This window comes from Ruegeria sp. AN11 (assembly GCF_056536005.1).
On the sequence record NZ_JBQFJD010000002.1, the window covers coordinates 532,075 to 556,691 of the forward strand.

Below are 24,617 nucleotides of genomic sequence, written 5' to 3' on the forward strand. Positions count from 1 at the left end.
TAGGCGCGCGGCGCGGGTTACCGTGCGCCGCGCAAGTTTCGCAAGACCGCCAGAACGGCGATGAAAATGAACATGACCTCGATCACGATTGCGCCCGGATTTGGCCGATGGATCAGGGAAATCATGACCAGTGATCCGCCCAGAATGTTCCAGGCATTGAATGGTATCTTGTTTGCGGGAAGGACATTGCATGTCGCCAGATAGTAGACGCACACGATAATTGCCGACCCCAACAGGCCGATTCCGTCAACAAGAGTGAGGTCCTGCAGCAATTCCATATCCGGTCTCAGTGGCTGATATCGGCCAGGATACGGTCCATCATCGCGTCACAGGCGCTGAGTTGCCCGAGGTCCAGATATTCGTCCGGCTTGTGTCCTTGCCTTTCCATTGATCCCGGCCCGCAAACGACGGTGGGAATGCCCAACTCGCTGAAAAACCCGGCCTCGGTGCCAAACGCGACCTTGGTGGTAGCGTTGCTTTGCGACAGCTTCAGGGCATAGCCGATGACGGCATCCGTGTCGGGCACGTCCAGACCGGGATAGGCGTTATATTGTTCGACCTCGACGCGCGCCTCGGGGCATGGGTTCTGATACGCCGCACCAACTCTGTGGGCCGCATCCTGTATCTGGTCGAGGATATCTTTGCCGCGGTCCGATGCCAGATGCCGGTATTCAAAGGTCAGCTCGGCGCGGTCCGCCACGATGTTCAAAGCCTTGCCGCCGGACATCATTCCGACGTGAAAGGTTGTGTAGGGAACGGAATATTCCGGGTCGATGTTTCCACTTGCGGCATAGGTTTTTTGCAGGGCGCGCAACTCATTCACGAAATCAGTCGCCAGGTGCAGCGCGTTGACGAATTTCGGCGCCAACGCCGAATGTCCGCTTTGCCCGTGGCACACGGCCCGCAATGCGGCTTTGCCCTTGTGTCCGACAGCGACCTGCATCTCGGTGGGCTCGCCCACAAAGCAGGCGCGGGGCTGACCCAGCATCGGCGCCAGCCGGTCCAGCATGTGCTGAATGCCAACGCAGCCGACTTCTTCGTCATAGGACAATGCAATCCTGAGCGGCTCGCGCAGGTTCGAAGTGCCCGTGCGGTCGGCCAAAGCCATGACCGAGGCCACATAACCCTTCATGTCCGTTGTGCCGCGCCCGTAAAGCCGGTCACCTTCGCGGGTCAGCCGGAAGGGATCCCTGGTCCAGCTTTGCCCTTCGACCGGAACGACATCCGTGTGCGCGGACAGCAAAACGCCATCTCCGTCCGGTCCCTTTTCGGCATAAAGCCCGGTTTTCTCGCCGCCGGGGTCGGTGATGCGGTGAACAGCAAAACCGCGCGCCTCAAGAAACGCTTCGACATAGCTGGCCAGCTCAAGGTTCGAGTTCTTGCTGACCGTATCGAAGCCGACCAGCTTTTCCAGAATTTCCAGCGAAGACGTCATACCCTTTGTGCCTGTGATTTGGATGAAAATACCCGTGTTGTGCACAGCCTATACGACCTGCAAAAAACATAAATCCGGGATTGGCGAACCAGAGGTTAGGATAAAACGAAGCTGATATCAGCCCGCTTTCTGATTGCAGAGACCCGGGAGCGTGCCGGACTTCTCGGCTTGTTCACAATGCTCGACAAAGGCCTTCACCGTGTTGGTTTCATTCTCGGCGCGCGCTGTGAGCAACCCAAGATGCATCGGTCTGAGATCCCCTGCCAAAGGAACGAAGATCAGCTTTTTGCCATCGGGCGACAGCACATTCAGGGGGCGGATATTTGCGATCGAAAATCCGAAGCCATTGGCCACCAGGGACCGCATCACGGACATGTCGGCAGTGCGTTCCCCGATATTCGGTTTGATATTGGCATCCCGGAAGAAAGACAGGAAATACTCACCACTGAACGGCAGGTCCAATAGCACCATCGGGCTGTCCTGAAGATCGGGGATCGTCAGTTCTGTCCGGTCGGCCAGCGGGTGGCCTTCACCCAGGACAACATAGGGCGGCAGCTTGTGAAGGGGCCGGAATTCCAGATCGGCAGGGATATCCAGATCATATGTCAGCGCGATATCCAGTTCTGCCCGGCGCAACTGGCTGAAGATTTCCGCCTGATTGAGTTCGCGCTGCTCGATGCGCACGTCGGGGTATGTGATCTCGAATTCCCGCCGCAATCCGGGCAGGACGATCTGCGCAAAGGTCATTAGACAACCCACAGAAAGGATGCCCTGAACCTTGCCGGTGATTTCACCTGCCAGCGTCGCCAGAAGTTCGGCCTCGCGCAGAACGAATTCGGTGCGTTCCATGAACTTGTGCCCGGCCTTGGTCAGTGACAGGCCCCGTGCGTGTTCACGCACGAACAGATTGACGCCGAACTCAAGCTCAAGCTGGGTGATCGCCGCCGAGATCGACGGCGACGAGACATTCAGTTTGTCGCTGGCAGCGGCGATGCTGCCTGCCTTTCCAACGGCCACAAAGTATTCCAGCTGCCGCAGCGTGTATCTGAAAGGCAATGGCGCATCCCCGCGTGGTTGCGGATCAAGCCGTGTACTTGATCCACGTGGTCTTCAAAGCAGTATACTTTTCAAGCGAGTGCAATGACAAATCCCGTCCGAAGCCCGATTGTTTCATGCCGCCAAATGGCGTTTGGGCAGACAGGGCGTCAACGGTGTTGACCGAAACAGTGCCGACCATCAACTTGTCGGACACCCGGCAGGCGCGGCTGAGGTTGTCGGTCCAGACCGAGGCCGCCAGACCGTAGATCGAGTCATTCGCCATGGCGACGACCTCATCCTCGCTGTCAAAGGGAATGACCGACAGGACGGGACCAAAGATTTCATCGCGGGCCAGAGGGTTGTCGTGGCTCACGTCGTCAAAGATGGTGGGCTGAACAAAGCAGCCTTTGCCGTCTACAGTGACACGCTCGCCGCCTGTCACCAGATTGGCCGATTTCTTGCCTTCTTCGACGAAACGGATAATGCCTTGCGTCTGCTTTTCGTCGACGATGGCACCCATTTTCGAGGCCGGGTCCAGCGGGTCGCCCGGCTGCGTCGCCTGCGCCCGTGCGATCAGCTTTTCGACGAAGGCATCCTTGATCGAGCGTTCGACATAAAGCCGCGAGTTGGCCGAGCAGACCTCGCCCTGATTGAAGAATATTCCAAAGGCGGCCATGTCGGCGGCGGTGTCCAGATCCTCGCAATCGGCAAAGACCAGATTGGGGCTTTTGCCGCCGGTTTCCGGCCAGATCTGTTTCAGGTTCGACTGCCCCGAATACTGCATGAACATCTTGCCGATGGCGGTCGAGCCGGTGAAGGCCAGACAATCCACATCCATATGCAGACCCAGCGCGCGACCGGCCGTCGCGCCATAGCCCGGCACGACGTTGAAGACCCCGTCCGGGACACCGGCCTCGGCGGCCAGTTCGGCCAGGCGCAATGCCGAAAGTGGCGATTGCTCGGCCGGTTTCAACACAACCGAGTTTCCTGCGGCCAGCGCGGCGGCGGCTTTCCACGTGGCCATGTCCAGTGGGAAGTTCCATGGGGTAACGGCGCCAACGACGCCAAGGGGGACGCGACGGACCAGTGCCAGATCGCCGGGACCGGTGGGGGCAACCTCGTCATAGACCTTGTCAATGGCCTCGGCATACCACTGGAAGAAATGCGCGGACCCCGGCGCGTCGATGGTGGCGGCATCAGTGACCAGCTTGCCCATGTCGAGGCTGTCCAGCAGCGCCATCTCTTCCAGATTGTCCCGGATCAGGTCGGCCAGTTTCAGCATCACCGCCTTGCGGTCCCCCGGTGCCATACGTGACCAACGGCCATCTTCGAACGCAGCGCGTCCCGCGGCAACGGCCCGGTTGACGTCCTCTTCGTCACATCCCGCAACTTTGGTCAGAACCGCGCCGGTGGCCGGATTGACGCTGTCAAAGGTCTTGCCTGAGGCCGCATCGACGAACGAGCCATTGATGAAGGCCTGCCCCCGGAACGACAGACCGGCGGCACGGGCTTTCCAGTCTTCGTGTGAATAGTCCAACATTCTGTCTCTCCCTGATTACTGGTCGCCGGGAACGCCGTAGGACGGCGCCTCGCGCGGGTCGAGTGCGCGCTGGATGTAGGCGTCCAGTTGTGGCTTGTAGATATTCCAAGCGGTTGCAACAGCCTCGATGGGACAATCCTCGGTCCAGTCGCAGCGCAGATCGGCCACCGGCCAGCTAACTTTGTCGACAATCTTCAGGCCTGCGGAATGCACCGGACCTGCCTCGCCACCCGCAGCAAGTCCCGCGCGCATCGCGGCAATCAGGCGGTCGCCGATATGGCCCGAGGCCGAAAGGAACCCGTCGACGATGGCCTGCGGAATGCCGTCATTGTCCAGCAGGTTCCCGCCCGATGCGACGTTCTCGGCCTGCGCCTGTGTCCAGATACCAAGGCTGTTCGGGCCGGAGTGAATTGCGGTGCGCCCGGCCGTATCTACAGCCAGCACCTGACGGTATTCGATGAATTTTGCGCCGGCCTTCATGGCCTCGATAGCCTCGGGTGCGGTCTTGCCCTGTTCCATCAGGTCCAGCGTCAGCGGACCAAGGCTGGGGTCGGTCACGTTCTGCGTTGCGACCGCCCCGACTCCGGCGCGGGCAAAGGAACAGCGGGCCGCCACGGCGGGCGACGAGGAGGAAATCGCTAAGCCAAACATTCCGGTTTCAGCGCAACGGGCAACCAATGAAAAAGTCATTCAGGTCTCCTTGAATCACAGCAACCGGACCGCGCGTGAGAGCAAGAAAGGGACGCGGTCCGGTCTGTCGACTGATCGAAACGATCAGTCAGGGATAACGGCGGTGCCGTCGATTTCGACCAGCCATTCCGGACGTGCCAGCGCCTGAACCACCAGACCGGTCGAGACCGGGTGAACGCCTTTGATGTATTCGCCCATGGTGCGATAGACGGCCTCGCGGTGGCGGACATCGGTGATGTAGACGACGACCTTGACCAGATGCTCCATCGAGCCGCCGCATTCCTCGATCAGCTGCTTGATGTTCTGCATCACTTTGTGGGTCTGCTCGACCGGGTCGTGACTTTCGATGTTGACCGCATCGTCCAGGTTCTGCGGGCACTGGCCACGCAGGTAGACGGTCTTGCCACCCTGAGTCACAACGGCCTGGCAAAGGTCGTTGTCGAGGTTTTGCTCGGGGTAGGTGTCGGAGGTATTGAATTTGCGGATACGTGTATGCGCCATGTCGGGGTCCTGTCTTCTTACTCTGCTGCGGGGGCAATGATGGCTGCTTCGCCGTCATAATCGGCATAGGCCCGCTGGATCGCGATCTGATCGGCAATGTATTTCGCATCGTGCCAGACGCCCCACAGGAAGGTCGAGCCGCGGCGCGACTGCCAGGGCAGGCCAAGGAAATACACGTCCGGTTCAACCGAAACCCCGCGCTGATGGATCGGCGCGCCTTTGTTGTCGAAGGCATTGGCCTTGATCCAGCTGAAATCCTGACGGAAGCCCGTGGCCCAGATGATCGTGGTAATGCCTTCCTTGGTGAAATCGACCGAACCGAGCGGATTGGTCAGGCTGTCGGGATCGGCGAAGGCTTCGCGGGCCTCGGGTTCTTCCGGAAGATCAAGCCCGGTGCGGTCCACATAGGCGTCCGCCAAATCCAGCATTTCGTGATAATTGGCATCGCCAGCGGCCACATTGCGCTGCAAATCGTCGGCAAAGCTCAGAACGCCGTTCTCGAAGCTTTTTGTCATGCCAACCAGGGTAACGCCTTCGTTGCCAAGACGACGGAAATCCATTGTGTGTCCGCCATAGGCGCCGCTGACCGAGATGGTCACGTGTTCGGTTCCCGGCTTCATCGCGGCCACGTCCCACAGGCCCAGAACGCCCAACCACCAGACGAAATCCCGGCCTCGGTAGCGGCGCGGCGGGCGGTCATGCGGTCCAACCGACAGAAACACCTTGCGGCCGGCCCGGTTCAGCTCATCCGCGATCTGTGCGCCGGATGATCCGGCACCGACGACCATCACGGCACCTTCGGCCAACTGGCCGGGGTTCTTGTAGAAAAACGAGTGAATCTGGTCGACACCTTCCGTTTCCGGCACAATCGGCGGGATCACCGGATGCTGGAAAGCGCCCGTAGCGGCAACAATGCGCTTGGCATGGATTTCACCGGCCGAAGTTTCGACACGGAAGCCGCCCTCGCCGGGCATACGCTCGGCCCTGAGCGCCTCGACGCCTTCGCGGATGGGCGCGTTCACCATTTCGGCATATTCGACAAGATAGTTGGCCACCCGGTCTTTCGAGACAAAGGCATCCGGATCGTCGCCCTTGAACAGCAGGCTCGGGAAACGATCGTGCCAGGCCGGGCCGTTGGCGACCAGAGCATCCCAGCGACCGGTACGCCATGCCTCGGCCGTCCGGTTCTTTTCCAGAATGATATGCGGAACATTGTTGTTTCCCAAATGCTCGCTGAGCGCGATACCGGCTTGACCGCCACCAACAACCAGTGTGTCCGTTTTCTCGATGGGCATGTTTCGTTTCCCTTTGACTGTATCTCGGTCCGACACAAATGGCCGGGCAAACTCATGGCTGAACTGGATAGGGTCTGTCAGACGGCTCCAAATATGGAGGCCCCTGTAATCACCGATTTCGGAGGACGGCGTGCAGTCGTAAAAGTGACCATTGTTCGGGCGACGGTCACTTCGCGATTACAGCTTTCCGTGCCGATCCAGCACGCCTTGCGCGTTTCGTGAGGAACGTTCCACAAGTTGGAATTGGGCGAAATTACTGTCTAGCTTACCCTTAGTTAGGTTTTGGCTAATCTGGCAGGATTTACGCTTGTTTTGATTGCAGTTGGCCGTGATCGGACAGGTACGGTGCGATCAGATAAAACAGCTCTCCCTGCGAAGAGATCTGGCATTTCCTGTAAAGCTGCTTGCGTATGACTTTGACGGTTTGCGGGCTGATCCCAAGCGTGAGGCCGATGGAAACCGACGAATGCCCCTGCAGGATCAAAAGTGCGATCTCAGCTTGCCTTGCGCTCAAACTGATCTCGAGTTCCGAGGACAGTCGGTGACGCAAAAGATCGACGACATCTTCCGGCGTGTCTGAGCCCCGCGGTCTGAGGTCCGACCAGTTCTGCCTGACCAGCGCGTTTACAACCGGGGCCAGCTGCCTTGCCTGTTCAAGATCACGGGATGAAAACCGTGATGCGGTGGTCGCATCCCGCCCCAGACAGACGGTTATCGACACGCCCTGCGTCGGAGACGAGAAGAATGCGATCTCGTCGGCGAGCGTGGTGCGTTGATAGTAGGATTTGTAGTACTCGTTGCGATGAAACTGGTCCGGGGCAATGTCGCTTAGTCGGTACATCCCATCTGTCGCGTCTGCCGCGTGCAGGGAATAGAACGGGTCCAGCAGGTAGGCGCCTGTTACATAGTGGCTGTTCATACGTTCAAACACGCGCTTCTCGCTGGCTTGGGCCAGAAAGACCTCCGGTTGTTGGCTTTTGAAGAAAGCGACGATGGTCATGTTATCGATACGCAGGCAGGCGCCGAGCCAGTTTTGCAATCGCCGGGCAAACCCGGTGGTACCTATGGACAGGATTGTGTCTGCCAGAAGCTCTGGCTTGGGCATGTGGTCCACGGCGCTATACCTCTTTGGGGGTATATACCCCCTCGTGATCCATGATCTACCATGATTTTCGGAATAAGGGGGTATATCCAGCGCGAAATACGCTCTGACCATCAGAATTTCGGCCCGCCACAGGGCGATACCGCCAGATGCCTAAGGGAGATCCAGCAATGCGCGATCCACGCTATGATGTTCTGTTCGAACCGATGAAGATTGGCCCGCTGACCGCCAAGAACCGCTTCTATCAGGTGCCGCACTGCAATGGCGGCGGCTATCGTGATCCTTCGGCTGCTGCCGCGATGCGAGGTATCAAAGCCGAGGGCGGCTGGGGCGTGATCTTTACGGAACAGTGCGAGATGCACCATACCTCGGAGATCACGCCGTTCATCGAATTGCGTTTGTGGGAAGACAAGGACATTCCGCAACTGCGCAAGATGTCCGAGAAAATGAAAGAACATGGCGCGCTGGCCGGGATCCAATTGGCCTATTCGGGCATCAACGGGCCGAACCTTTACACGAAAGAGGTACCGCTGGCACCGACCGCATTGCCGATCCGGACGTTCACCAACGATCCGGTTCAGGCGCGCGCACTGGACAAGCAGGACATCCGGGACCTGCGCCGTTGGTTCGTGAATGCGGCCAAACGGTCGCAGGATGCCGGATTTGACCTGATCTGCCTGTATGGCGCACACGGGTTCGGGATTTTTCAGCACTTCCTGAGCCGGGCCACCAACCAGCGCAGCGATGAATATGGCGGTTCTCTGGAAAACCGGGCCCGGTTCAGTCAGGAAGTCATCGCTGACATGCGCGACGCTGTGGGCGACAAGATGGCGATCACGCTGCGGGTGTCGCTGGACGAAACCATCGGCGAACTTGGCTTCTCGAACGCCGAGGTGCGTGACTATGTCGAGATGAACAAGGATCTGCCCGATCTCTGGGATCTGGCGCAAGGCACCTGGGAAGATTGCTCGGGCCCGTCGCGGTTCAAGGAAGAGGCGGCGCAGGAACATCTTGTGCGCGGCATTCATGAACTCACCGAAAAGCCCATCGTCGGGGTAGGGCGGTTCACTTCACCGGATGTGATGGCCAGGATGATCAAGTCCGGAACGCTGGATTTCATCGGCTGCGCCCGCCCATCCATTGCCGACCCGTTCCTGCCGAAGAAGATCGAGGAAGGCCGGATCGACGACATTCGCGAATGCATCGGCTGCAATATCTGCATCACCGGCGACATGACCATGTCGATCAGCCGCTGCACACAGAACCCGACCTTCATGGAGGAATGGCGCAAGGGCTGGCACCCCGAGAAGATGAACGAAAAGGGCGACAGCTCGAACGTGCTGATTGTTGGCTCTGGTCCTGCGGGACTTGAAGCGGCCTGGGCGCTGTGCCGCCGCGGCTACGATGTGGCCGTGGCCGAAGCGCGGGACGTGATCGGAGGACGTGTCACCCGCGAACGCGCGTTGCCGGGGCTCAGCGCCTGGGGGCGTGTCGTGGACTACCGGGAATACCAGTTGCAACAGCGCCCGAACGTGGAGATCTACCGCGAGAGTGAACTGGATGCCGACAGCATTCTTGAGTTCGGATTCGAAAACGTCTGTATCGCGACCGGATCCACATGGCGTCGCGACGGTGTTGCCCGTCAGCATGTCGTGCCAATGCCGATTGCAGATGGCGCCAAGGTCTATACGCCTGACGACCTGATGGATGGTACGATCCCTTCGGGTCGCGTGGTGGTGTATGACGACGACCACTACTACATGGGTGGCGTGCTGGCCGAGTTGCTGGCCAGAAACGGAGCGCAGGTGACGCTCGTCACGCCGTCAGCCTATGTCAGCGACTGGACGAACAACACGCTGGAACAGATCGCTATCCACCCGCGACTGGTCGAAGCGGGGGTCGAAATCGTGCTCAATCAGGGTGTGGCGGAAATCCACACCGATCATGTGGTATCGAACTGTGTGTATACGGACCGCACCTGGAAGATCGAAGCCGATGCCGTCGTAATGGTCGCATCCCGGCTTGAGAACAATGGCGTCTACAACGCCCTGAAGGCGAAAGAGACCGATTGGGCCGACGCAGGCATCAAGTCCGTCAAGCTGATCGGAGACGCCAATGCACCGGGGCCGATTGCATGGGCGACCTATGCCGGGCATCGATACGCCCGCGAGCTGGACGGGCCGGATATCGGGGACGCCTTGCCCTTCCGCCGCGAGATCACGGAACTGGCAACGGATTGAGATTGGCGTGGGATTGTTTGCCGCCGCCAATCGGGCGATGGAGGACCTGAGGCAAAGCGACCTAAGCTGAGCCGATTGGCCTTCGTCGCCTTCCGCTTTTCCCGGGGCTTACCTAGTCCTGGCATCGCAGATGTGAAGCGACTCGGGCAACTGTGGTAGTCTGTGATCATCTGCGAAAAACCGGGAGGAGAAGATGTCAGTTCTGGACACCGTTAAAGCGCTCGATGCGGCAATCATTGAAGGGATCAACGCAAAGGATGCCGGCAAGGCAACCGCACCCTATGCCGAAGACGGCGCGATCATGCCGCCGGGCGCACCGACCATGTCGGGTCACTCCGCGATCCGCGAGTATTGGCAGGCCGCAATCGACGGAGGTCTAAGCAACGTCGTGGCCAACCCGACCGGGGCGCATGTCAGCGGAGACTTTGCCGTTACCATGGGAACGTTGACGGGCTCGATGGGAGGGCAGGACCTCTCAGGGAAGTACATTCTCTACTTCCAGAAAGGCAACGACGGATGGAAGGTTCAGCGCGACATATGGAACTTCGACGCCTGAACAAAGCTGTGCGGGTATTGTTCGTCACTTGCATCAAGCTGTCGTGATGTTCGTCGGTCGGCTTTGATCACTGGCTTCAAGGCGGTCTGAATATCCGCGCAGAAATCTGCCACCGGCGGGTTCGAAAACGTGAGAGACCGATGCAGAGTTTCCTGTCATCGGGCGGAATGGCGTGTTTCCGTCCAGGCATTTCGCACACGGAAATTGCCACTTGGTTTCATTTCTCTGCGGTGCCTTCCCTGCGGCCATGACTTTGTGAGATAACTCCTCCAAAACACGGTATTAGCTCAGCTGATTTCAGTATTGTTTTGGGTTTCCGCACCGACTGTGGGAGGAAGACATAATGAAGAATTTTACACGCCGCGCCGCGCTGGTCGGTGCCGGTGGTTTGGCGGGATGGGGATTGGCAGGCCTGTTTCGGGCGGAGTTGCCCACCTATGCAGGTGCAAACCGCATCGTCGCGCCGACCGGGGAGAACTACCTGAACGATGCAAGCGGTCTGTCGGCGACGCCGATCCACAAGCATCTGCGGATTTCAGAGGGCGATCAGGAACTGGTTGCGGTGATCCGGCGAGAAATGTCACAGGCGCGTGCAGAAAGACGGCCCCTGAACGTCGGCGCGGCGCGTCATTCCATGGGGGGGCAAGCGATCCCGCGTGATGGCACGGCCATGACTTTTGACAATGCGCGTATCGAACTGGATACGGCCAATCAAAGCTATCGCGCCCATGCGGGCGCGCGGTGGTCGGATGTCATTGCGGCGCTCGACCCCCAGGGATGGTCGCCCAAAGTGATGCAATCCAACAATGACTTCGGCCTCGCTGCGACCTATTCGGTCAATGCGCATGGTTGGCCCGTGCCGTTCGGACCGATGGGATCCACTGTGCGGTCCCTGCGGATGGTGTTGCCGTCCGGCGATCTGGTGACCTGTTCACCAACCGAAAACACCGATCTGTTCAACCTTGCGATGGGGGGATACGGCCTTATCGGGGTCGTTGTGGACATGGAGATCGAGATGGTCAGAAATGCCCGGCTGTCTCCGGCATTTGAAGTGATGGAAACCGGCGATTTTGCTGACCGTTTCAAGGCGGCAATCATGGATCCGACAGTGACAATGGCCTACGGGCGGTTGAATGTGGAACGCGTGTCGTTCTTTCAAAAGGCGCTGATGATCACATATCGCGAGACCGAAGATCAAGACGATCTGCCGGCGGCCTCCGGTTCCGGATGGATGGCCCATGCGGCCAGCCGGATCTATCGCGCCCAGCTTGGCAATGAGACATTCAAATCCTTCCGCTGGTGGAATGAAACCAAAGTGGGCCCGGCTCTGGGGTCGGGGGAGGTGACGCGCAACTCGCTGATCAATGAACCGGTGGTGACACTGGATGATCGCAACCCCGACCGGACGGACATTTTGCACGAGCATTTCGTCGGGTTTGACGCTTTCGACAGCTTTGTCGAGGCCTGCCGCGAGGTGATCCCGGCCTCGTATCAGGAGTTCCTGAACGTGACCCTTCGGTATGTGGCGCAGGACGATCAGTCCGTGCTGTCCTTTGCCCGTGTACCGCGGATTGCTGCCGTCATGTCTTTCAGTCAGGAGCTGACCCAACGCGGCGAGGCGGATATGGCGCGCATGACCCGCGCGCTGATTGACCGGATCGTCAAGATCGGTGGGGCCTATTACCTGCCTTACCGCCCGCACGCCACAATCGGTCAGTTGACCGGTGCCTACCCACGGGCAGAGGAATTTGCGAAAGCAAAGCGGGAACTGGACCCCGATCTGGTGCTGCGCAACAATCTTTGGGATCAGTATCTGGGGCAGCTATGAGCAATCTGCAAAAACTGTGTTTGGGGTATTTCGTGGCGCTCATGATCGCGGCGTCGCTGAACTATATCCCGGGCCTGACGGATGAAGATGGGTTGGTTTTTGGCATCTTTGCGCTGGATATCTACGACGATGCACTGCATGTGGCTTCGGCCCTGTGGGCGCTGATCGCGGGGCTACTTTCCCATCGGGCGGCGCGGACATTCCTGATCCTGTTCGGGCTGGCCTATCTGGGGGATGGGATATTCGGCATCTTCACCGGCTACGGGTTCCTTGATCTTGGAATATTCACCAACGCATCGCTGGGCACCGATTGGTCGCTGCCGCGGTTCCTTGCGAACCTGCCGCATCTGGCATTGGGCGGAATCGGCGTCTGGGCCGGGTTTCGCGGCGGAGCCGAGCACGGGTGAGGCGGCTGTGGCGATACTGCAAATGGCTGTTTCTGGTGGTAGTGATCTGCGTTGCGGGATTGCTGTCGCCGATTGCCTATGTGGAAATCATGTGCCGGGGGTCGGGCCAGCCTGCCGCCTATGAGGCGCTGATCGATCCCGCCTTTCACCGACCCGAAACCCGGACCCTGATGACCTATCCGGAATGGCACATCGTTCATGCTTACGAGGATTACGCCACGGTCATCCAATCCGGTGATCCGCATGAGTACGGATATTTTCGCGCTGTCGGAGGGTTCTGGTCTTCGCTTTGCGCGCTGAGTGCTGCTGCAAGTTCCCATGGCGCGGTTGATGGCGCGACCAAGCAAATGGTCTATGTGATCGGGGTCAGTTTTTCCGCCGAATTGCTGCTCAAAGCCGCCTATGAGGAAACCTTTGGCCGGGTTTTCGCGGCGCTGCGCGGACAGACACGGGCGCCTTTGGATGATCTCTCGGCCAGCCAAGCCGCTGGCTATGCCAGGTTTTTGCAGCAGGTTCCGTGGTACAAATGGCGGTTTCGCGAGGATCGGGCTGATTTGAACGAACAGGCCACGGACAATTTGCGGGACCGTGAGCGGCGGATCGCCCTGGGGATCGAATACGGGGTCAAGGCCGCCTATGCGGATGTGATCGCCGATGCGGTGGCGCAGGTGGGTCAGGATGAACCGACCCTGCGGATGATTGTTGAAAATGCGGACCGTTCCCTGCTGGACAAAGAGGAGGGTGTTCATGTTCTGGCGGAGCATCCGCAGGGGATCGAAGTGGAAACTCCCCGATACCGCGCGTTGACCCTTCTGCTGCAACGCTGGGCGCGTGAGGGAGTGGATTTTATGGAGATCGCAGGGAATGACGACATCCTGTTCACAGTCCTGTCCGGTGATCCGGACATGGACGGTGCTATCTACAGTCGTTTACGGCAAGGGTCTGGCGATTACCGGCATCTGATGGTGGTGAAAGTTTCCGAATTGGCCGACCGGATCCGTGCATTAGATATAGGAGAGCAGAAGCTGGAGCATATCCATGACTACTAGGTCTGTCCTGATTGCATTACCTTCAATGCTGATCGGCTGGCTGGTCATCATGCTGGTGACGGCCCTGTTGACGGACGAGGCCCCGGCCTATGTCGTCTTGTTCCCGACCGACGGGTTTCTGCAGTCCCTTCCGAACGAAATATCGATGATCTCAGCTTCAGTTGTCAGCGTTACACTCACGTCCGAGCAGGATGGCTTCGTGCCACTATTGTATCGGTCGGGGGCCTGGATGGTGCTGCCTGCGGGATTGACAGGCTGCTTGCCCATGCCGAAGGCAGATTGAGCAAGGCCCGCCTGGGATCACGCGGTCGTCTTGTCTTACTGGGCAAGAACCATTCAAACAGTTCGGGAAAAACGAGTGCTGGCAGTTGTTCCCCTGACAATGCACTCCAGTTCACAGCAGAGCCTGAAAGGCTCTGGTTCGTCCGAGGTTATGTAGTCGGTGAACCTTTCACCGGCGAGCTTGCCGATGGTTTCGGCGGGGATGCGAATGGTGGTGAGCCCCGGTTCGACATCTGCGGATCCCTTGAAATCCCCGATACCGATGATCGAGAGGTCATCGGGAACCTTCAAACCTAGGCTCTGGGCCGCAAACAAAGCGCCCTGCGCGATGACGTCATTTCCGCAAAGCAGGGCCGTGGGACGAGATTGTTCCGTCAAAAGGGTCAGGGCGGCCTGTTTGGCCTGAGACACACTGTACGGAGCTTCCGACTCATGCTCGCTCGGGATGGATACGCCCATTTCCTCAAGTGCATCATGCACGGCGGACAGCCGGTTTTGCGCACGGTCATTGCCGGTCGTTTTGGGGAAGATCAATCCAATGTCCCGGTGCCCCAAGGCCAGCAGGTGCTCGGTCGCAAGACGTCCTGCCAGTCGATTGTCTGCCCCAACACAGGGAAGGGCGGAATCCTCGGAATAGTTCCAGATCGCAAGCGCCGGGATTTTCTGCTGTTCGATCAGTCGGGCGGTGGCATCGGAATGTTCCAACCCAACCAGTGCCACGCCGTCGACGCGATGTTCCAGCAGCTTGCGAACCATGGCGTATTCCCGATCCAGGTCATACCCGTGCGACGCCAGCAAGAGACTGAAGCCGGCCTTGTCGATTGAATCCGAAAAAGCCTGAATGACTTCGGCAAAAATGGCGTGATTGATTGTTGGCACCACCAGGCCGATCGTGCCCGACCGTTTTCCATGCATCGTCTGAGCCGCGCGGTTGCGGATGTAGCCCAATCGCTGAACGGCCCGGTTGATCTTTTTCCGAGTCGCAGGGTTGACCAGATTGGGGTGGTTGAAGGTGCGGGAAACGGTCGAGGGTGAAACTTTTGCGGCCTTTGCAACGGCCACGATATCCACCTTATCCTTCTGAAATTTAGCCATAAAACCCTCTCGCACAGTCGATTTTATGAAAACATTTGCAATACTATTTTCATCGCCTAACCTGATTTGTCAACAAAAGTAAAAGTGTGAACCGACGGGTTGGGAGGCCCTGAATGGAATTCATTTACTACTTCGGAGATGTGTTCACGCCGCTCTCGTTCCTGTTGCTTTTGGGTGGCACGATCGGCGGGTTGATCCTTGGGGCGACGCCGGGCCTGTCACCCACGATGGCGGTTGCGTTGCTGATCCCGTTCACCTTCCAGCTTGAGGCCGCGCAGGGCCTGATCCTGCTGGGCGCTGCCTATACCTCGACCGTCGCGGGCGGCGCGGTCAGCGCCATTTTGCTGAAAATCCCCGGAGCGCCTGCCAATATCGCCACGACGCTGGACGGGCACACCATGGCGAAACAGGGACAGGGTGCGCGGGCGCTGCAATTGTCCTTTCTCGCCTCGGCCGTCGGCGGGATATTTGGCGTTTTGCTTCTGATCTTCCTGACCCCGGTTCTGGCGAAATGGGCGCTGGCCTTTGGTCCGTCGCACCTGTTCTGGCTGGCCATTCTGGGTGTCACGGTGATCGGAACGCTGGATTCCGCGTCGGTTGTCAAAGGGTTGCTGTCGGGTTGCATCGGGCTGTGGCTTGCGACCATCGGCTTCGACGACATCATGGGCGCGCAGAGGTTCATTTTTCATCCCGCCTTGGGTGGCGGCATCAACATCATTGCCGCCCTGATCGGACTTTTCGCAATCCCGCAGGTTCTGACGATGTTCGCCAAAGGGCGCCACAATGCCGGAGCCGAGGTCATCGAGGTGCAGCGCCACTCGATAATGGCCGCCTTCCGGGAGCTGTTCAGCCGCACGCGGGCCCTAAGCATCGGAACCCTGACAGGTTCGATCATCGGCCTGATCCCGGGTGTCGGTGGGCAGATCGCGGGCCTTGTGGCCTATGACCAGACCAAGAAGTTCTCATCCGAAAAAGACAAGTTCGGCACCGGTCATTCCGAGGGCGTCATTGCCGCGGAATCCGCCAACAATGCCATGGTCGGCCCGTCTCTGGTGCCGCTGCTGACCCTTTCGATCCCCGGAAGCCCCACCGCTGCGGTTCTGCTGGGCGGATTGCTGATCCACGGCATCTTCCCGGGGTCGGACCTGTTCGACAACCACCCGGACGTGGCATGGACCTTCATCAACTCGATGCTGATCGGGCAGGTGCTGATGTGCATCTTTGGCCTTTACGTTGCCGGTCTTGCAGCCCGTGTCGCGCAGGTGCCGCAATCGGTGATGGCTGCAATCGTCCTGGCGCTGTCCGTTTTCGGAGCATACTCGGTTCAGGGTTCGATGGGTGACGTCTATGTCATGGCTTGCCTGGGGATAGGCATGTTCTTTCTGGAACGGTTTGGTTTTTCGGCGGCGCCACTGGTTTTGGGCCTGATCCTGGGACCCATCGCCGAAGCCAACTTCATTCAGGGCGGAATGATTGCTGACGCCACCGTGGGCAAGGCCGCATACTTCCTGAGTGGCGGTTTGAACCTGTTCCTGATCGCCATTGTGCTGGCGTCGGTCGCTTATTCGGTTTGGATGGAATTGCGCCACCGTCGCTACACCACCAAAGAGGAGGCACAGGCATGAACCGTTCGCAGCATGTATTCGGATCAGGTCTTGTCTTTTCGGTCGGCCTTTGGGTGACCTGGGTCAGCTACACCCAGCAACCGGCCGAGGCGTTCCTGTTCCCGCGTCTGATCGCAACCGTTTTTGTGGTTCTGGCCGGATGGACGTTTGGCAAGGCAGTCATGGGATTGTCCAAGGTTGGCAACGGCGTCACGCGCACGATGTTTGTCAACATGCTGCCGGGTCTGATCGTGACGCTGATCTATGTGTTCTGGGCGGCCAAGTCGCTGGGTTTTTACACCGCGACAACAATCGCCTTCTTCATCCTGCTGTCGATCTATGACCCGGCGCCGCATTCGGACGTCAAAAGCTGGATCCGGCGCGGGATCATCACGGGCGTCTTCGTGGCGGTGATGTACGGCCTCTTTTCCATGCTTCTGAACGTCCACACGCCAAGGGAAATTCTGTTCTGACCGCGCAAACAGCGGAAGAACCAAATCAGGGAGGAAACGCAAAATGAAACGATTGATTGCCGGGGCGGCTTTGGCCCTCATGAGCCTGACGGGTGCGGCGGCGGCCGAGGACTATCCCGAACGGCCGATCATGATGATGGTCAGCTACGGGGCTGGCGGCGCGACAGACTTTCAGGCGCGGATCGTGACCATGACCGCCGGAAACGAGGACGCGCTGGGAATGCCCATCGCCATCATCAACAAGCCCGGCGCGGGTGGCCGCGTGGGCTGGAACTGGTTCGCCACGCAGGCGGATGCAGACGGCTATACGCTGGCGGCCTACAATGTTCCGCATTTCATCGCCCAGTCGATCAAGGGTGGCGTGGAGTATTCGACCGACAGTTTCGAACCTATCGCGAACTGGGGTGCGGATCCGGCGGTATTTGTCGTGGGCGCCGACAGCCCGTTCAACTCGATGCAGGATGTCATTGCCTATGCCAAGGAAAACCCGGGCAAGCTGACGGTATCCGGTGCCGGATTGTTTGTGGGCCACCACATCGCGGCGCTGCAAATCGACAAAGCAGCCGGAACCAAGATGGCTTATATCCCGACCAAGGGTGGCGGCGCGGCGGCCATGAAGGCCGTGATTGCCGGTGAGGTCATGGGCGGCATCAACAACCTGTCCGACGCATTCCGCGCGCAGGAAGCGGGCAATGTCAAAATTCTGGGTGTCGCCGATCTTGAACGCAACGCGTTCCTGCCGGATGTTCCAACGATGATGGAACAGGGGCTGGACGTGGACAACTCGTCGGTCAATTTCCGGGGTGTGATGGTGCCAAAAGGAACACCGCCCGAAGTGATTGAAAAGCTGGCCGCGACAGTACCTGAGATGTTCGCCAATTCGCGCGTCGCCAAGAAGATGGAGGCCGGCGGGTCGCCGATGCACATCATGACCCGTGACGAGGTGATAGAGATGTGGGGCCAGCGTCAACAAACACTGAACGAACTGCTGGCCGGTCTCTGACCCGGACATTCTAAAACGGGGCGGAACAGGTCCGCCCCGGTCAATCTATCGAGGACCAAGATGAACGCTCAGGACGGGATTGCCCCCGAAATTGCCGAAGTGGACCGGATCGTCGAACGGGCGCGTGCCGCTCAGTCTGCTTTCGAAGCCAGTGGTAGTCAGGCGCTATATGACAAAGCGGCACTTGCAGCGGGATGGGCCATCATGGAACCGGAACGCAACCGGGCCCTTGCCGAACTGGCCGTGGAAACCACCGGCCTGGGTAACGTGCCCGACAAGATCACCAAGAACCACCGCAAGACGCTCGGGTTACTGCGCGATATAGCCGACGCCAATACGCACGGGATTATCAGCGATGATCCGGCAACAGGTATCACCGAGATCGCGCGCGCCATCGGCGTGATTGGTGCGGTTGTGCCGTCGACCAACCCTGCCGCGACGCCGGCCAACAACATCATCAATGCACTCAAGGGCGGCAATGCCATCGTGGTCGCGCCGTCCCCCAAAGGTGTTGCGTCCTGTGAATTGCTGCTTGGCTACATACATGCCGAATTCGACAAGCTTGGGCTTAATCGCGATCTGGTGCAGATGCTGCCTGCGCCCGGGTCAAAGGCCAAGACACAACGGTTGATGGAGGCTGTTGACCGGGTGATCTGCACCGGCAGCCAAAACAATGTTCATCGCGCACAATCCTGCGGCACGCCGGCGGTGGCTGTTGGGGCTGGCAATGTCACGGTTATTGTCGACGAGACGGCCGATCTGCAGGCCGCAGCGGCAAAGATTGCCGCTTCGAAGTGTTTCGACAACGCGACCTCCTGTTCGTCCGAGAATGCTGTGGTCGTGGTGGATGCGGTCTACGACGCTTTCGTTGCGGCGATGGCCGCCGAGGGTGGTGCCCTGGTCCGTTCTTCCAAAGCAGGTGATATCATCGCCCGGCTCTGGCCCGATGGTCATCTCAACCGTTCGGTCATCGCGCAGGACGCGGAAAGGATGCTTGAAGCGCTGGGCATGGCGGGCAAGATGCCCGAGGGAACCCGATATTTGGCGGTTGAGACTGACGGGATCGGCCCGGATCATCCCCTGTCTGGAGAAAAGCTCAGCCGGGTTCTGGCGCTCTATCGCGCGGCAGACTTCGAAGAGGCCCGGACAATCACCGCCCGCATTCTGGCACATCAGGGGGCAGGGCATTCGGTTGGAATTCATACAAAGGACGACGCGCGCGCGATCGGGTTGGGTCGGGATCTGCCGACCTGTCGTGTTATCGTAAACCAGGCGCATACCTTTGCCACCGGCGGTAGCTTTACCAACGGGATGCCTTTTTCCCTGTCGATGGGCTGTGGCAGTTGGGGGGGAAACTCCATCGACACAAACCTGCATTGGCGGCATTTCATCCAGACCACCAAAGTCGTGCGTGAAACTCCGCCGCGGGAGCCCGCGCTGGGAGAGATTTTCGGAAAGTACTGGTCGGAGGCCGGGCAATGATCGACCCGCCCAAAGGAACCCTCCGTGACTGGCTGGACAAACGGGCAGCCGAGGGCGGAACCGGTTTCGTTTTTCCGGATGGCGCAAGCGACCTGAGCTGGCCCGAGCTGCGCGAAACTGCGCAGAGAATTGCGGTCATGTTGACCGGGTCAGGTGTCGAAAAAGGAGAGAGCATCGCCATCCTTTATCCCAATTGCCGCGAAGCGCTGGAGGTCCTTTTCGGCGTCCTTTACGGCGGGTTCCGGGCGACGATGATAAACCTCGTCGCGGGGGACAGCGCGGTGGCCTATGCGCTGGACCACAGCGGTGCGCGCTATGGTTTTGTGCACCCCGAACAGGTGGATTTGTTTGAACGTACGGCCGACCCAGCGAAAATAACCGTGTTGAGAATTTCAGATGCGAAAGATGCCGATGGCGATCTGCACGACCTTTCGCCGGGCGATCACGCGCTTCTGATGTACACGTCCGGAACAACAGGGCGCCCAAAAGGCGTCGTTCACACCCATTCCAGCCTGTTGGCGGGCGGCTGGACCACGGTGGTTGCACATGAGCTGTCCGAAGCTGATCGCGGGTTTTGCGTTCTGCCAATCTACCACATCAACGGCCTGTGCGTGACGGTTATGGGAACGCTTGTCTCTGGCGGATCATTGGCCATGTGTGAACGATTTTCCGCCAGCCGGTTCTGGGAAAACCTTGGGAAGGCCGAGGCGACATGGTTTTCGGTTGTCCCGACCATCATTTCCCACCTGCTGCATTCCGATACAAAACCGGATGCGCCGACCCGCCATCGTGTGCGTTTTGGCCGCTCTGCATCTTCCGCTTTGGCGCCGGACGTGCAGCGTGCTTTTGAAAACCGTTTCGAAATCCCGATTGTCGAGACCATGGGGCTTACGGAAACCGCCGCGCAGATACTGTCCAATCCGTTGCCGCCCGGCATTCGCAAAATCGGATCACCGGGCATCCCTTTTGGGAATGAGGCGGATATCTTTGACAAGAACCTCCGGCCCGTACCACGCGGAGCAGAAGGTGAACTGGTCATACGCGGTCCGAATGTCATGCTGGAATATCTCCAGAACCCCGACGCAACCGAAGGCACATTTACATCCGATGGCTGGCTGCGGACCGGAGACCTCGCCCGTATGGATGAGGATGGTTATGTCTATGTCACCGGCAGGCTGAAGGAACTTATCATCAAAGGGGGCGAAAACATTGCGCCGCGCGAGATTGACGAGGTGCTTTACTCTCATCCCGATGTTGTCGAAGCGGCCGCATTCGCCCGACCTTGTGCCAGTTATGGTGAGACTGTCGAGGCAGCGGTGAAAATTCGCGAAGGCTCCTCTTTGACGCCACTGGAATTGTCCAGGCTTTGCAATGCTCAACTGGGCCATTTCAAGTCGCCCGATGAAGTTCATGTTTTGCAGGACCTGCCAAAGGGGCCATCCGGAAAAATCCAGCGAAACAAGATCCTCGAGATGATCGATGAAAAGGCCAGCAAAAGGTCTGTTTGACATGCAGGTCGGGTGGTCGAGTTTCACGCCGCTACCGGCCAACTCTGTTCCCAGATCGTGCTGCCGGCGCGTGGGCGCCAGCAGATCGGAAAATTCGAGCTCTGAAAAGTAAACTAGCGCCAGCTCGTAGGCGCACTTTCGGCGTAATCTTCGCGGTCACGGCTTGTGAAGCGTTGTTATACCGTTCGCTTTCGGTAATGAGTTGTCCGACCCGGCCAATATGGGGACCGGCTTCGGGTAAAAAGAGCGCCGGATCTTACGCGTCAAAGAAGCGTGGAGCTTGCGACGTATCGGTGTGGCCGACGGTGCGGGCGTTGTTTACACCCCATTTTCTACGCAAGCTGTTTCAGCCGGTTGGAAAGAGGCCTGTGAAATCCCCAAACACCCACACAGTTGTCCGGAAAACAAACAAAAACAGTACTATTCACTTGTGTTGGAGAGAATTTGTGGGTTTATTGTGGGGATTGATCGCGAAATGTGGGATTTTGATGCCGCAAATACGCTATAGTCATAACCTTCGGGAGCGGAGGGTTTGTTTGCCCGGATCACTGCAAAGCCATGGTTTCTTCGAAGGGTCTGGCGTTGTGCGTGGCACAAGATGGTGCGCCGAACAACAGGACCCTATCAGCAATCGGGCAAAGATTGCGGCTCCGGTAGTGAAAAACGCTCCAAGTAGCGTGGGATGGGACCTTCGGCGGGTTCATTCGCAGTTGTTGTTGCACTGAGCCAAGACTCCATAAGTAAACAGGACAGAAACGGATGCTGAATCCAAAGAACTCTCAAACGTTCGAAACGGCCGAATTGGTGTCACACGCGGTGAAGATTGCCGAATTGGCCAACAAGGCGGCACGGGGGTACTTTCGCGGCAGACTTGGTGTTGAGTTCAAGTCCGACGAGAGCCCGGTGACGCAGGCCGACAAGGGTGTCGAGGCGCAGGTTCGGGCCTACCTGGAACAACACTTTCCGGATCACGGCATCTTTGGAGAAGAACATGGGTTTGAAGGGCAGAACCGCCGCGAAGTCTGGATAATAGATCCGATCGACGGCACCCGGTCTTTCCTTTCGGGGCATCCGCTTTTTGGCTTTCTGCTTGGGCATCTGATCGATGGTAAGCCGGATATCGGAGTGATCGGCATGCCTGCGATAGATGAAGTTTTCATTGGTGTATCCGGTCAGGGCGCGACAATGAACGGCAAGGAGATCGCGACTTCGAACCAGACGCGGTTGGATCAGTCCATCCTGTTTGTGAATGAAGGGGATAAGATCTATCGTGATCATCCGGCGTTATTCGCCAAGCTGATGCAGTCCGGTCAGACCAGACGGTTTGCCTATGACTGCTATCCGCACGCGCTTCTTGCGGCGGGGCATGTGGATGCAGTGATAGACTATGATCTGCAACCTTATGATTTTCTGCCGGTGCTGGCCGTGATCGAGGCCGCAGGTGGGGTGATGACGGACTGGGATGGTAAACCACTCGACCTGAATTCGGATGGTTGTGTGATTTCGGCGGCGACGCCCGAGCTGCATGCTGAAATGCTGGAAATGGTGAACGGATAGGATCATGGCGATTGTAAGCTTCCTCATCAGTCTGGCCGGAGCCACGATGTTGCTGCTTTACGCGGTGCGAATGGTGCGCACCGGGATCGAGCGCAGCTACGGAGCCTCTTTCCAGCGGGTCATGACAGGCCAGCGCAGCTATGTGCAGGCATCAATGGTCGGTCTTGCAATGGCGGTGGTTCTGCAAAGTTCGGCCGCAGTTGCATTGTTGACATCCGGTTTTGCCGCAGGCGGTTTTCTGGCTTTTCCCACCGGCCTCGCGATTGTGCTGGGGGCCGATCTTGGGTCGGCGCTGATTATCCAGGTCCTGTCCTTCAAATTGGACTGGCTGGTGCCGCTGCTGCTGGCGATTGGCGGGTATCTCTTCGTCAAGACCGAGTCCAAAAAGCCCCGGCAACTGGGTCGCATCCTGATGGGTGTTGCGTTCATTCTGATCTCATTGCGCTTTCTGCGCGAGGCGATGGATCCGATCCGGGACAGTGCTTTTCTGCCTGCCGTCGCAGAATATCTGGCCCGAGATTACATAACCGCATTCTTGGTCGGCGGAGCGCTGGCCTTTGTCATGCATTCATCGGTTGCGGCGATCCTGATGTGTGTGACACTGGTTCAGATTGGCGCAATTCCGTTTGCCGCCGGACTGTCGTTGGTGTTGGGGGCTAATTTCGGCTCGGCCTTCATACCGGTTTGGCTGACCCGGGGGATGGAAATGCCAGCCAGGCGCATTCCGTTCGCCAATCTCGCGTTGCGTGGCAGTTGGGCCGTGGTCACCCTGTTTGCAGCTACTGCGGCTTTGCGTGCGGGTGTTTTGGGGGATCTGCAAGGCGGGCAGATGCTGGTCAATGCGCATCTGGCGTTCAACGCCTCGTTGCTGGTGTTGGCTTTGCCGTTCTGCGGACGTTTGCGTGCACCATTCGAGCGGCTTTTTCCGGAGCCGAAATCAGCCGAGGCGATGGTCCAGCCGGGCCGTCCGACCAGCGCGCTGGATATGCGCAATAGCGGCAGCCCCAGCCAGGCGCTTTCAAGTCTCAAGCGCGAGCTGTTGCGGATGAGCGATCTGGTCGAGTCGATGTTCAGGCCGTCGCTGGAGTTGTACCGCAGCGGTGACAAGGAGCAGATACGTGCTGTTCGGCTGGTGGATGAAGACGTGAACGACTGCCTGTCGGGTATCCGGAAATACGTGGCCGCCATTTCAGCCGAAGAGTTCGGCAGGCAAAACGCCAAGGTGGCCCGGGATCTGATGGAATACGCAATCCGTCTGGAAACCGCAGGCGATGTCGTTGCCAAGCGACTGACCGTTCTGGCCGCCGACATGCGCAAAAAAGGGGCCTCATTTTCGAAAGAGGGATGGTCGGAACTGGTCGAAATGCACGAAGGTATCCTGGCCAATCTGAAATTGGCCTCAAATGTGTTGATCTCGGACGATCTGGAAAGCGCCCGCCTGTTGAGCCTTGAAAAAACCGAGATCAAGCGGGCCGAGCGTGACAGTCGCAAACGCCACCTCAGACGTTTGCAGCATGGCAGCACGGAAAGTTTTGAGACCAGCGACATCCATCTGGAGACATTGCGCGCGTTCCGGGAGTTCAACAGTCACATCGCGGCCGTGGCTTATCCGATCCTGTATCGGAACGGACAATTGCTTGAAACGCGCCTGATCGAAGAAATGCCGCGGATGGAAAAGGATGCGGACACAGAGGCCGATGGATGACAGCACCGGTCGATGGCGGCTTCCGCGCCTTTTGCAGGACCTCAACGACAGCCCCGGCGGAAACGCCATCAATCTCACAAACCTCTTCAAAGCCGCGTTGTGATCTGAATCGGACCCCGCACGTTTGTTTCGGATCAATAGGCGCGTAACAACGAAACAGAGCCGAACCAAAGGGCGGTCAAGCTGACACTCGACTTGAAGCTAAAAAACAAAGCCCGGCCCAGTGA

General features: G+C 58.6%; 23 protein-coding genes. 14 read left to right on the forward strand and 9 right to left on the reverse strand.

All coding sequences use genetic code 11. The annotated features are described in order from the left end of the window. Positions 1-17: 17 nt before the first annotated feature. The 8 genes from ACR3EQ_RS22285 to ACR3EQ_RS22320 form a co-directional block, all read right to left on the reverse strand. Entirely contained in the window at positions 18-278 is a 261-nt protein-coding gene (locus ACR3EQ_RS22285; protein ID WP_170611560.1) for a CBU_0592 family membrane protein, read from the reverse strand. An 8-nt stretch (positions 279-286) separates the two neighbouring features. Further along, positions 287-1,435 (reverse strand): acetylornithine deacetylase, encoded by a 1,149-nt coding sequence (gene argE, locus ACR3EQ_RS22290; RefSeq protein WP_480492152.1) that lies wholly within the window; start codon positions 1,433-1,435, stop codon positions 287-289. Positions 1,436-1,552: 117 nt separating this feature from the next. Continuing rightward, positions 1,553-2,491, reverse strand: coding sequence for a LysR substrate-binding domain-containing protein (locus ACR3EQ_RS22295; protein WP_170611565.1), 939 nt, complete (start codon positions 2,489-2,491; stop codon positions 1,553-1,555). 25 nt (positions 2,492-2,516) lie between these two features. Continuing rightward, entirely contained in the window at positions 2,517-4,013 is a 1,497-nt protein-coding gene (locus ACR3EQ_RS22300) for an aldehyde dehydrogenase (RefSeq protein WP_480492154.1), read from the reverse strand. Between the two features lie 15 nt (positions 4,014-4,028). Further along, positions 4,029-4,703, reverse strand: coding sequence for a DUF1028 domain-containing protein (locus ACR3EQ_RS22305; protein ID WP_170611568.1), 675 nt, complete (start codon positions 4,701-4,703; stop codon positions 4,029-4,031). Positions 4,704-4,787: 84 nt separating this feature from the next. Further along, positions 4,788-5,204: a RidA family protein gene (locus ACR3EQ_RS22310; RefSeq protein ID WP_170611570.1), complete on the reverse strand. Its 417-nt coding sequence runs from the start codon at positions 5,202-5,204 to the stop codon at positions 4,788-4,790. 17 nt (positions 5,205-5,221) lie between these two features. Then, entirely contained in the window at positions 5,222-6,499 is a 1,278-nt protein-coding gene (locus tag ACR3EQ_RS22315; RefSeq protein WP_170611572.1) for a flavin-containing monooxygenase, read from the reverse strand. Between the two features lie 301 nt (positions 6,500-6,800). Continuing rightward, a complete protein-coding gene (locus ACR3EQ_RS22320; protein ID WP_480492409.1) occupies positions 6,801-7,604 on the reverse strand; it encodes a helix-turn-helix transcriptional regulator in 804 nt (267 codons plus the stop codon). A gap of 167 nt (positions 7,605-7,771) precedes the next feature. On the opposite strand from ACR3EQ_RS22320, the gene ACR3EQ_RS22325 reads away from it, so the two are divergent. From ACR3EQ_RS22325 to ACR3EQ_RS22350, 6 genes are all read left to right on the forward strand, one after another. After that, complete coding sequence (locus tag ACR3EQ_RS22325; protein ID WP_480492156.1) at positions 7,772-9,841, forward strand: oxidoreductase; 2,070 nt, start codon at positions 7,772-7,774, stop codon at positions 9,839-9,841. A gap of 193 nt (positions 9,842-10,034) precedes the next feature. Next, entirely contained in the window at positions 10,035-10,397 is a 363-nt protein-coding gene (locus tag ACR3EQ_RS22330) for a YybH family protein (protein ID WP_480492158.1), read from the forward strand. A gap of 343 nt (positions 10,398-10,740) precedes the next feature. Further along, positions 10,741-12,225, forward strand: a complete 1,485-nt coding sequence (locus ACR3EQ_RS22335; protein WP_480492159.1) for an FAD-binding oxidoreductase — start codon at positions 10,741-10,743, stop codon at positions 12,223-12,225. Next, positions 12,222-12,632: a DUF4383 domain-containing protein gene (locus tag ACR3EQ_RS22340; RefSeq protein WP_170611581.1), complete on the forward strand. Its 411-nt coding sequence runs from the start codon at positions 12,222-12,224 to the stop codon at positions 12,630-12,632. Before ACR3EQ_RS22335 ends, ACR3EQ_RS22340 begins: the two co-directional genes overlap by 4 nt. Further along, positions 12,629-13,681, forward strand: coding sequence for a hypothetical protein (locus ACR3EQ_RS22345; RefSeq protein WP_170611583.1), 1,053 nt, complete (start codon positions 12,629-12,631; stop codon positions 13,679-13,681). Before ACR3EQ_RS22340 ends, ACR3EQ_RS22345 begins: the two co-directional genes overlap by 4 nt. Continuing rightward, the gene (locus tag ACR3EQ_RS22350) at positions 13,671-13,964 is read left to right on the forward strand and encodes a hypothetical protein (RefSeq protein WP_170611585.1); all 294 of its coding nucleotides are present in this window, start codon (positions 13,671-13,673) and stop codon (positions 13,962-13,964) included. The genes ACR3EQ_RS22345 and ACR3EQ_RS22350 overlap by 11 nt, the downstream gene beginning before the upstream one ends. Before the next feature lie 53 nt (positions 13,965-14,017). Here the strand turns inward: ACR3EQ_RS22350 and ACR3EQ_RS22355 are convergent, their stop codons facing one another. Beyond that, on the reverse strand, positions 14,018-15,058 hold the full coding sequence (locus ACR3EQ_RS22355) for a LacI family DNA-binding transcriptional regulator (RefSeq protein ID WP_170611587.1): 1,041 nt from the start codon (positions 15,056-15,058) through the stop codon (positions 14,018-14,020). A gap of 113 nt (positions 15,059-15,171) precedes the next feature. On the opposite strand from ACR3EQ_RS22355, the gene ACR3EQ_RS22360 reads away from it, so the two are divergent. The 8 genes from ACR3EQ_RS22360 to ACR3EQ_RS22395 all read left to right on the forward strand — a co-directional run bounded on the left by ACR3EQ_RS22360 (position 15,172) and on the right by ACR3EQ_RS22395 (position 24,390). Continuing rightward, positions 15,172-16,683, forward strand: a complete 1,512-nt coding sequence (locus ACR3EQ_RS22360) for a tripartite tricarboxylate transporter permease (protein ID WP_152459976.1) — start codon at positions 15,172-15,174, stop codon at positions 16,681-16,683. Further along, positions 16,680-17,135 carry a tripartite tricarboxylate transporter TctB family protein gene (locus tag ACR3EQ_RS22365; RefSeq protein WP_170611589.1) on the forward strand — a complete coding sequence of 152 codons (456 nt, stop codon included), beginning with the start codon at positions 16,680-16,682 and terminating at the stop codon, positions 17,133-17,135. Before ACR3EQ_RS22360 ends, ACR3EQ_RS22365 begins: the two co-directional genes overlap by 4 nt. Positions 17,136-17,178: 43 nt before the next feature. Continuing rightward, positions 17,179-18,138 (forward strand): Bug family tripartite tricarboxylate transporter substrate binding protein, encoded by a 960-nt coding sequence (locus ACR3EQ_RS22370; RefSeq protein ID WP_152459978.1) that lies wholly within the window; start codon positions 17,179-17,181, stop codon positions 18,136-18,138. A 60-nt stretch (positions 18,139-18,198) separates the two neighbouring features. Continuing rightward, a complete protein-coding gene (gene sauS / locus ACR3EQ_RS22375) occupies positions 18,199-19,620 on the forward strand; it encodes an acylating sulfoacetaldehyde dehydrogenase (RefSeq protein ID WP_480492161.1) in 1,422 nt (473 codons plus the stop codon). Then, positions 19,617-21,128, forward strand: a complete 1,512-nt coding sequence (locus ACR3EQ_RS22380; protein WP_170619641.1) for an AMP-binding protein — start codon at positions 19,617-19,619, stop codon at positions 21,126-21,128. Before sauS ends, ACR3EQ_RS22380 begins: the two co-directional genes overlap by 4 nt. Positions 21,129-21,408: 280 nt before the next feature. After that, the gene (locus ACR3EQ_RS22385; RefSeq protein WP_170611594.1) at positions 21,409-21,636 is read left to right on the forward strand and encodes a hypothetical protein; all 228 of its coding nucleotides are present in this window, start codon (positions 21,409-21,411) and stop codon (positions 21,634-21,636) included. A 251-nt stretch (positions 21,637-21,887) separates the two neighbouring features. Beyond that, complete coding sequence (locus ACR3EQ_RS22390; RefSeq protein WP_170611596.1) at positions 21,888-22,685, forward strand: inositol monophosphatase family protein; 798 nt, start codon at positions 21,888-21,890, stop codon at positions 22,683-22,685. A 4-nt stretch (positions 22,686-22,689) separates the two neighbouring features. Then, positions 22,690-24,390 (forward strand): Na/Pi cotransporter family protein, encoded by a 1,701-nt coding sequence (locus tag ACR3EQ_RS22395; protein ID WP_170611598.1) that lies wholly within the window; start codon positions 22,690-22,692, stop codon positions 24,388-24,390. Positions 24,391-24,617: the final 227 nt, after the last annotated feature.

Bases quoted from the DNA above. Each gene is read 5' to 3' on its own strand.
- ACR3EQ_RS22285 (WP_170611560.1), bottom strand. From the start codon at position 278: ATGGAATTGCTGCAGGACCTCACTCTTGTTGACGGAATCGGCCTGTTG.
- argE (WP_480492152.1), bottom strand. From the start codon at position 1,435: ATGACGTCTTCGCTGGAAATTCTGGAAAAGCTGGTCGGCTTCGATACG.
- ACR3EQ_RS22300 (WP_480492154.1), bottom strand. From the start codon at position 4,013: ATGTTGGACTATTCACACGAAGACTGGAAAGCCCGTGCCGCCGGTCTG.
- ACR3EQ_RS22305 (WP_170611568.1), bottom strand. From the start codon at position 4,703: ATGACTTTTTCATTGGTTGCCCGTTGCGCTGAAACCGGAATGTTTGGC.
- ACR3EQ_RS22310 (WP_170611570.1), bottom strand. From the start codon at position 5,204: ATGGCGCATACACGTATCCGCAAATTCAATACCTCCGACACCTACCCC.
- ACR3EQ_RS22315 (WP_170611572.1), bottom strand. From the start codon at position 6,499: ATGCCCATCGAGAAAACGGACACACTGGTTGTTGGTGGCGGTCAAGCC.
- ACR3EQ_RS22320 (WP_480492409.1), bottom strand. From the start codon at position 7,604: ATGCCCAAGCCAGAGCTTCTGGCAGACACAATCCTGTCCATAGGTACC.
- ACR3EQ_RS22325 (WP_480492156.1), top strand. From the start codon at position 7,772: ATGCGCGATCCACGCTATGATGTTCTGTTCGAACCGATGAAGATTGGC.
- ACR3EQ_RS22330 (WP_480492158.1), top strand. From the start codon at position 10,035: ATGTCAGTTCTGGACACCGTTAAAGCGCTCGATGCGGCAATCATTGAA.
- ACR3EQ_RS22335 (WP_480492159.1), top strand. From the start codon at position 10,741: ATGAAGAATTTTACACGCCGCGCCGCGCTGGTCGGTGCCGGTGGTTTG.
- ACR3EQ_RS22340 (WP_170611581.1), top strand. From the start codon at position 12,222: ATGAGCAATCTGCAAAAACTGTGTTTGGGGTATTTCGTGGCGCTCATG.
- ACR3EQ_RS22350 (WP_170611585.1), top strand. From the start codon at position 13,671: ATGACTACTAGGTCTGTCCTGATTGCATTACCTTCAATGCTGATCGGC.
- ACR3EQ_RS22355 (WP_170611587.1), bottom strand. From the start codon at position 15,058: ATGGCTAAATTTCAGAAGGATAAGGTGGATATCGTGGCCGTTGCAAAG.
- ACR3EQ_RS22360 (WP_152459976.1), top strand. From the start codon at position 15,172: ATGGAATTCATTTACTACTTCGGAGATGTGTTCACGCCGCTCTCGTTC.
- ACR3EQ_RS22365 (WP_170611589.1), top strand. From the start codon at position 16,680: ATGAACCGTTCGCAGCATGTATTCGGATCAGGTCTTGTCTTTTCGGTC.
- ACR3EQ_RS22370 (WP_152459978.1), top strand. From the start codon at position 17,179: ATGAAACGATTGATTGCCGGGGCGGCTTTGGCCCTCATGAGCCTGACG.
- sauS (WP_480492161.1), top strand. From the start codon at position 18,199: ATGAACGCTCAGGACGGGATTGCCCCCGAAATTGCCGAAGTGGACCGG.
- ACR3EQ_RS22380 (WP_170619641.1), top strand. From the start codon at position 19,617: ATGATCGACCCGCCCAAAGGAACCCTCCGTGACTGGCTGGACAAACGG.
- ACR3EQ_RS22390 (WP_170611596.1), top strand. From the start codon at position 21,888: ATGCTGAATCCAAAGAACTCTCAAACGTTCGAAACGGCCGAATTGGTG.
- ACR3EQ_RS22395 (WP_170611598.1), top strand. From the start codon at position 22,690: ATGGCGATTGTAAGCTTCCTCATCAGTCTGGCCGGAGCCACGATGTTG.